Origin of the sequence: Paenibacillus plantiphilus, assembly GCF_927798095.1 — a bacterium.
In the GTDB taxonomy this organism is placed as follows: domain Bacteria; phylum Bacillota; class Bacilli; order Paenibacillales; family Paenibacillaceae; genus Paenibacillus_Z; species Paenibacillus_Z plantiphilus.
In genome coordinates this window covers 99,956-107,317 of record NZ_CAKMMF010000022.1, presented here as the reverse complement: position 1 = coordinate 107,317, position 7,362 = coordinate 99,956, and the positions used below count along the sequence as shown (strand labels likewise).

The 7,362-nt window shown below is 49.5% G+C and carries 10 protein-coding genes; 7 read left to right on the top strand and 3 right to left on the bottom strand.

Annotated features, from left to right (window positions below; all coding sequences use genetic code 11):
* The 3 genes from L6H65_RS18530 to L6H65_RS18520 form a co-directional block, all read right to left on the bottom strand.
* Nucleotides 1-1,243, bottom strand: a 1,243-nt coding sequence (locus L6H65_RS18530) for a transposase (protein WP_236344138.1), incomplete at its 3' end; no start/stop codon positions are given.
* Nucleotides 1,244-1,422: 179 nt separating this feature from the next.
* Nucleotides 1,423-1,611: a hypothetical protein gene (locus L6H65_RS18525; RefSeq protein WP_236344137.1), complete on the bottom strand. Its 189-nt coding sequence runs from the start codon at nucleotides 1,609-1,611 to the stop codon at nucleotides 1,423-1,425.
* Between the two features lie 116 nt (nucleotides 1,612-1,727).
* Nucleotides 1,728-3,053, bottom strand: a complete 1,326-nt coding sequence (locus tag L6H65_RS18520; RefSeq protein ID WP_236344136.1) for an FAD-dependent oxidoreductase — start codon at nucleotides 3,051-3,053, stop codon at nucleotides 1,728-1,730.
* Nucleotides 3,054-3,438: 385 nt separating this feature from the next.
* Here L6H65_RS18520 and L6H65_RS18515 point away from each other — a divergent pair, with 385 nt between their 5' ends.
* The 7 genes from L6H65_RS18515 to L6H65_RS18490 all read left to right on the top strand — a co-directional run bounded on the left by L6H65_RS18515 (nucleotide 3,439) and on the right by L6H65_RS18490 (nucleotide 7,361).
* Nucleotides 3,439-3,840: a hypothetical protein gene (locus L6H65_RS18515; RefSeq protein ID WP_236344135.1), complete on the top strand. Its 402-nt coding sequence runs from the start codon at nucleotides 3,439-3,441 to the stop codon at nucleotides 3,838-3,840.
* A 143-nt stretch (nucleotides 3,841-3,983) separates the two neighbouring features.
* Nucleotides 3,984-4,325 (top strand): histidine triad nucleotide-binding protein, encoded by a 342-nt coding sequence (locus L6H65_RS18510; protein WP_236344134.1) that lies wholly within the window; start codon nucleotides 3,984-3,986, stop codon nucleotides 4,323-4,325.
* A 129-nt stretch (nucleotides 4,326-4,454) separates the two neighbouring features.
* Nucleotides 4,455-4,628 carry a 30S ribosomal protein S21 gene (gene rpsU / locus L6H65_RS18505; protein WP_005547957.1) on the top strand — a complete coding sequence of 58 codons (174 nt, stop codon included), beginning with the start codon at nucleotides 4,455-4,457 and terminating at the stop codon, nucleotides 4,626-4,628.
* A 15-nt stretch (nucleotides 4,629-4,643) separates the two neighbouring features.
* Nucleotides 4,644-5,087, top strand: coding sequence for a GatB/YqeY domain-containing protein (locus L6H65_RS18500; RefSeq protein ID WP_236344133.1), 444 nt, complete (start codon nucleotides 4,644-4,646; stop codon nucleotides 5,085-5,087).
* A gap of 107 nt (nucleotides 5,088-5,194) precedes the next feature.
* A complete protein-coding gene (locus tag L6H65_RS26910) occupies nucleotides 5,195-5,521 on the top strand; it encodes an MATE family efflux transporter (RefSeq protein ID WP_443093993.1) in 327 nt (108 codons plus the stop codon).
* 17 nt (nucleotides 5,522-5,538) lie between these two features.
* Entirely contained in the window at nucleotides 5,539-5,811 is a 273-nt protein-coding gene (locus L6H65_RS26905; RefSeq protein ID WP_443093992.1) for a hypothetical protein, read from the top strand.
* A gap of 164 nt (nucleotides 5,812-5,975) precedes the next feature.
* Entirely contained in the window at nucleotides 5,976-7,361 is a 1,386-nt protein-coding gene (locus L6H65_RS18490) for an NfeD family protein (RefSeq protein WP_236344132.1), read from the top strand.
* Nucleotide 7,362 lies beyond the last annotated feature (1 nt).

Genomic DNA, 7,362 nt, shown 5'->3' with positions numbered 1-7,362 from the left:
TCGAAGATGCAACAGGCGCAATCACTTCCAGGTTGAAAGCCTTCAGTTCGAATCGCTGTTTGCCGTGACCGTAGGCCGTGTCTCCTAAAACCGCTTTCGGTATGACCCCGAAAAAGGCTTGGACGGTTCGGAGCATGCCCGTCATCGCCTCTCGGTCATGCTCGGAACCAGGGATCGCCTTCGTCCCTAACACAACGCCCTGGGTGGTGCATAGATTTTGAGTTTTGTACCCTTTTATCGAGGTGGAGGCATTCTTCGTCCCTCGTCTAGCGTCCGTGTCATAGGGACTGATGATGCGATGTGAAGGTCTGTCCTTTCTAGGGATCTTCACATATGCCAGTTGTTCGGCTTCAGGTGCTTCAGAACTTGCCGTGACGGTCGCATCAGCCGCGTCCGTTTTTGTAGTCGGTGACGCATCTGTCCCTTCTGGCTCGAATGGCTTTGGGGGCTCAGGTAGATAAGGTTTTGCATTTTCCATTAGGATTTGCGCCAGCAGAGCCTGAAGTTCCAACGATTTCAACTGGGCGTTTTTTGGCTTCCAATCCCAGAACAAAGCACTATTTTCAAACCAGCTAAGCAGGCCGAATGCGTGGACGACCAGTTTACTGAACGCAGACAGCCTTGCTTGGGAAGTAGATCCCGGCGGCAGGCGGTAGGTCAGGGCCTCCAACGGAAGCTTATGACAAGCAAGATCAAATAAAGGGCGATTGAACCGCTTTGTATGCTGCAACAGTCGGAGCGCGGACTTTTGAACGAGTCGGTAAGATCCAACACAAGCGATGCGGGCCGTGGAAGGAAATGAGTCGATGATCCAACGTTCGTTCTTATCTCCCCACAGACCCAACTCAAGCATTTGCGAAAGGATATACAAGTGGCAGGCCTGCAGCAAAAACGACCCCATCCGGTCGCGATCTAAACCAATGGTGCTGTGATCGAATCCGAAGAAGTCCACTGGCAGACCCAAGAATCGCTTGATGAATAAATCACCGATGATTTTTTCCTCGGTCTGGCGATCGGTGAGGACGTAGTAGGCTTGAACCAAATGGATCTTTAGCTTGAGCGATGGAGCATAGGGACGCTGCCCGCGACCGGAATACAACCCGGCACACAGCTCATCGGCGAATGAAAAGTCAATTTTGGATTCGATGTGACTCCAAAAAGGATGGGCCGGAAGTTTGGAATAAACCAAAAAATCCTCAAAGGAGGGTTGATCAAATGTTTTAAACTGAACTTTATGAGCCATGCGCACCACGCTCCGAAATCCAAAATATTTACTTTTATTTTACCACGAAAACAGAAGCATTTTCGAGGAAACATGATGTTTTATTCAAAAAACAAACCATTTTGAATGAATATAAAGAAACCCCACATTAGATAACATGGGGTTTGTAAACGAATTAATCGACAGTCTCCAAAACAGCCTTACAGCGGCGCTGGTGTCGAAGGCAAGGCGCAGAACCGCAACAGTTCCCTCCCTGCCGGTACGAGCATTCCATCGATCAGCATAAGCAAAACAAAGAAGCAGGCGCATTCCACGCCTGCTTCTTTGCCATACAGCCTGAGCCGCCGAATATTTCCTAATCGTTCCCAATCGCTCGAAATCGTTCCCAATCGCTCGAAATCGCTCCCAATCGCTCGAAATCGCTCCCATTCGCTCCCATTCGTTCAGAAAATCATTCTGCCCCCGCAGCGGCTTCTATGCCTATCTTTCATTCAGCAGCTACCCGTTATTTATGCACTTTCTGCAGTTGCAGAAGCTCGGCAGCAATTTGCTCCGCGACAGCCCTTGCGCTGGAAAAAGCGCGTTCAGCGAGCTCGCCCTTGCCTTCGCAGCCGTCACCGCAGAAGTAGAACGGCATGCTCTCAATCCGGTTAGGCAGCAGCCGATTGCTGGCAACGTTTTTCACGCTTTGGACCATCGCTTTTTTCGATACGCGTTTGACGGCAACGCAATCACGCCATCCGGGATAATGTCTATCGAACAGAGCCTCCATCTTGGCGGTTCGCTCCTCCAAATAAGCTTTGCGGTCGCCGCCTTCAGCGTCAGACTCATCGTTCAGATAAGCGATCCCTTGAAGCAGCTGACCGCCCTCTGGTACTAGCGTGTAGTCTGTCGCGGACACATCTGATATGAACATTTTGCTGTTCATATCGCTAATATAACTGAATGGACGCGCCACAACTTCGCTCAGTCCGACATCGTATACCATAACCTCAGTCGCCGTATTATGCTCATACGGCTCCAGAAACGGCTCCCACGGCGTTCCGCGAAGCAGCTTCACGACCTGCTGAACCGGCATTGCGAAGATAATGCGGTCAAACATCTCTTCACGCGCCTTTGTTTTGAGCACATACTTGCCTTGCTCATAGCGTATGCCATCGACGCCCTCTTGGAGCGCAATAGACCAGCGGCTGCTTTGCTCGGTTTTCGAGCGAAGCTGATTTGTAATTACAGCCCAGCTGCCAAGCACATAGTTGACGGGACGATTAGATAGAAACAAATTGTGGTAGTAGGTGCTAATCACTGTCCCTGGCACGCGCCGAGCATCCTCAGGCGTAATGAAAAAGTTGCTGCATACGAGATGCTCCCACAGCTCCTTGACATCCTCGTCGGCGCCGGATTCGGCCAAATAATCGCCTAAAGTGGCATAATTCTTAAGCTGATGAATATTCGCGATGATGGCCGTTATTTCACCTACGAAACGAACCTTCTGCATCATAGTCAAAATATCGGTTTTCATCAAATTGACAAAATCGAGAGGCGCAGGCGTCAACTGCTCGCCTTTCTCGTACATAACCTTGCGGCGGTCGACCTGCTTGCTGCCGAAGGCAAGGTCTAGCTCACGCTCCATGACGGACAAGGTATGCCGGTCAAGGGCATAGATCGCATGAGCGCCGTAGTTCAGCGTAAAGCCGGCCTTTTCATATGTAAAAGCGCGACCTCCAAGCTGCGGACTGCGTTCAAACAGAACGCCTTTCATGCTTGTCTGCTCGGATAAGTATGCCGCTGCGGTCAGACCTGCAAGTCCGCCCCCGATAATTGCAACTTTCATTGGTGAATCCCCCTCTAGTTCTAGTGAAGCGCATAAACCGCTTCCATATCTGTCAGTATGGGCTGTATTTATTCCAGCGCCTGATGGAGCTAATCCTGTCCAAGCGCATGCATATAACATCTCATGCTCCTTCCGGAGCGAGAAGAGACAACGAACCGCTGGTTACAGCGCAAGGAGACATAGAATGGCCTCCAGTCGTTCATTGTCCATTATACGTGGGAAATTAGAGCCAATCCATCTCGATTTAGGCTGATAGTCTAATCAAATCGGCATGAATCGCTGTCAATGGGACGCAGCCTATTTTTTCGATGGTCAAGCGCCAACCGCCTGAGGGCGAATATCATGGTAAGAAGAGAAGATAATTTCCCGGGAGGTAATATTTTTAATGGAGAAGAAAATAATGACCGAGCCATTTCCGAAAAAAACTTCGACCGCACCGCTGCCAATAGCACCTGCGCCAATAGCGCCGCCGCCAGTCAAGCATGTAGAGAAGCACGAAATAAAGAAGTGGTGTACAGACCAGAAGTATCGGTATGTGCTCGTTCAAACGAGGGATGGCTGGTGCTGTGATGGCTTCATCGAGCATATTGATGATGAGACGCTGTGTATCGCAATTCCCCATTGTGGCCCGAATTATGATCCAAGAGGATTTGTTCCGTTTACTCCGTTCAACCCTTTCTTCCCTGCGCCATTCTTTCCAGGTCCCTTCTTCCCGCGCAGACGCTTCATTCGCCAGACCTTTCCTATAGCTGCTCTGCTTGGACTGTCATTGCTCCCGTTCTTCTAAGCTGCTATCTGAACCGATTGCGCCAGCGTATGTTGCGCTGGCCTTATTGAATTGGACGAACCCGGAATTAATAGGGATTTTAGCATTGGACGAGCCCGATAATTTTCGCTATTATGGAATGAAGAGGAAGCGGGGTGTGAACGATGGATTGTGTTTTTTGTAAAATTATCGAAGGATCTCTTCCTTCCAGACAGGTATTTGAGAATGAGCGCGTCATTGCGATTCATGACATTAAGCCCGAAGCTCCAGTACATATTCTCGTTATTCCGAAGAAACATATCCCAACGATGAATGACGTAACGGATGGGGATAATGAATTGATAGCAGAGATGTTTTCTGTTGCCAGAGCAATCGCCAAGGAGCAGGGAATTGCTGAAGCAGGCTACAGACTTGTCTTTAATTGCAATAAAGAAGGCGGGCAAATTGTTTATCATCTGCATCTCCATATATTAGGTGGAAAGCAGCTGACGACCCATATTGCATAGCGCAGGAATGCGAAGTCGAATAAGCTTGTCTTTTCGAGTTGACACTACCTTTTGTTATAACATATAATGAAGTTTGATGAGCCGTGTTATCTTTCTTGGACGGTCTGTTTTCGGAGGGAGGGAAAACTGGTGTCTGAAACAAAAGTTCGCAAAAACGAGACAATCGATGCTGCACTCCGCCGTTTTAAACGTTCCATCGCAAAGGATGGCGTGCTGGCTGAGGTGAAGAAACGCAAGCATTATGAGAAGCCTAGTGTCAAGCGCAAGAAGAAGTCCGAGGCTGCGCGTAAGAGAAAGTTTTAGGAGGATCCTTCCACAATGAACCTTAGCGAACGATTGAACGACGATATGAAACAAGCTATGAGAAGTCAGGAGAAGTTCAAGCTGACCACGATTCGAATGATTCGTTCTTCCATGAAGAATCTGGAAATTGACTTGAAACGACCTCTTGAGGACGCTGAGGTGCTTGATATCCTTAGTCGGGAGATCAAACAACGTAAAGATTCCCTCCAAGAATTTGAAAAAGCCGGCCGCGAAGATCTTGCGAAAGATGTCGCAGCAGAAATTGAAATTATTAGTGTATACCTGCCTCAGCAGCTGACTGAAGAAGAAATCAAAGTGATTGTTCAGCAGACCATCCAGGAAACCGGTGCTTCTTCGAAAGCCGAGATGGGGAAAGTCATGAGCGCTCTATTGCCGAAGGTAAAAGGGCGTGCTGATGGTAAACTAGTAAACACATTTGTGCAGCAATTTCTGCAATAACATAGGCTGAAAGCCAAACACTCCCTTGTTAAGGGGGTGTTTTTTCGTTAATAATGTAACCATCCCGTCAGGACTTAGAATACATCATGGAATGAGGCAACGGCACGATGCTGCGAAATTGGTGGAGCATTCTGGTTCTGGCCATTCCGTCACTGGTTTCCTTCGCAACGCAAACGGTGACAGGCACGGTTAACTTGATCATGGTTGGCCATCTAGGATTTATAACGATTGCAATTGTCGGTGTTTCGAACATCATTATGTATAACGCGTTTGCTATTTTTTCCGGCATCGGACATACCGTTAATTACTTGGTAGCTCAAAATTTCGGCGCTGGCGATATGCGCAAAGGAATTGAACGTACATATCTGGCTATGATCATGTGTCTGTTTTTTGCCGTCATTATTGCTCTGGCGGGTTGGGGAGCGGCTTTCTGATCAAGGTGTCGGCATATTTGCAAATTTTCGATGGCTTGCTGAATTACTACGCGGGCGGGCTGCGGGGAATCGGGGATACGACCTTTCTGCTGCGCATTTCGTTTTTGGTTAGCTGGCTATTGTTCGTGCCGCTGGCTTACATCTGTATTTTTGTACTTGATATGGGCAGCTTGGGCGCATGGCTCGCTCTATACTCCTTCCTGCTTGTGTTCGGAATTGCGGTTATGGTTCGCTTCTATCGTACCGACTGGAATGCAGTCAAGCTCAAACAGGCTGAGGGTGGCCACTGAGTGCGAGCAAGGGGTGCGCCCTCCGGGCTGCGGGTGGACTGAAACCGCTGCGCGGCTAGTTTTGAAACGTAACAGCTATCTGAACGTATCACTTATTATATAAGTTGATCTTATATTTAGTGCGATGCATGAGCTGGAAAATATACGTTTAGGAGGGGCATGAGATGCAGCAAACTGCACCAAGGCTTGGACTGAGAATGATTTCGGCAGCAGCACTTCTTGTCATGTTGTTCCTGCTGCTGCTGCCTGCCGGAGCTTATGCGGCAGACAATAGCAAGGAAAGCGCCTCGATCGGTCCGGCTGTCTATGTTATTCGGGCAGAGCAAACCGTTGAATCGGGGCTGCAGTCTTTTCTGGAGCGGGCTTATCAGGAGGCTGAGGAAGCGCGTGCAGAGCAGGTACTGCTTGTGATCAACACGTTAGGCGGCCGCGTGGACAGCGCGGAGGAAATCGGTCATCTTGTCCGCACGAGCAAGATCCCTACGACTGCCTTCGTACAAGGCAAGGCTGTATCGGCGGGAACGTACATCGCCCTTAATGCGCAGCGTATTATTATGGAGCCGGGGAGTGCAATCGGAGCGGCAGCAGTTGTTGACAGCTCTGGCGAGCTGGTCGACAATCCCAAGATCATCTCCTACTGGACGAAGGCGATGATGGAAGCGGCTGAACTGAACGGCCGCAATCCAGAAATCGCAGCCAAAATGGTTGATCCACGAATAAAGCTGGCATTGCCTCAGCTAGGGCAGACTTTGGAGCAAGGCGAGATTCTAACCTTATCTGCAACAGAAGCGGTCAAGGTCGGTTACGCCGAATTTACTGCCAAGTCCGTTGCAGAGGCGCTTCGTCATATCGGGCTTGAAGACCGGGATATTATCGAGATCAAGCCGTCTGTGGTGGAGAAGATCGGCGAGTTTTTAACCTCGCCGGTTATCGTTACGCTGTTGCTCATCATCGGAATTGTCGGTGTAGCAATTGAACTGCTAGTACCAGGCTTTGGTTTCCCAGGCATACTGGGTGTTGTCGCATTCACGCTCTATTTCTTCGGCCATTTCGTGGCAGGCTTCGCTGGGATGGAATCCGTCATTCTATTCTTGATTGGGCTCGTGCTGCTCGTAAGCGAGCTGTTCATACCGAGCTTCGGAATATTGGGGATATTAGGGACCGCCTCGCTTATTGGAGGCATATTGCTCTCAGCGGCGGATACCCGCACAGCTATCATTTCATTGGTCATTGCGCTTGCAGTTGCCGCGCTGATTGTTATCTTCGTAGCGATTCGGTTCAAGCATCTGGGAATATGGAATAAATTTATTCTGAAAGACCAGCTAACGACCGACGAGGGGTATGTATCGACTGCAACGAGGGCCACGCTTTTGGGCAGGACCGGAACCGCCTTGACACCGCTTAGACCTGCAGGAACGGCTGTCATTGAAGATGAACGAGTTGATGTGGTGACCTCCGGCGAGTTTATAAGCGCTGGCGCAGCGGTAAAAGTAGTGAAGGTGGACGGCGCCCGCATCGTTGTGCAGCAATGGAATGAAACGGGCAAATAAT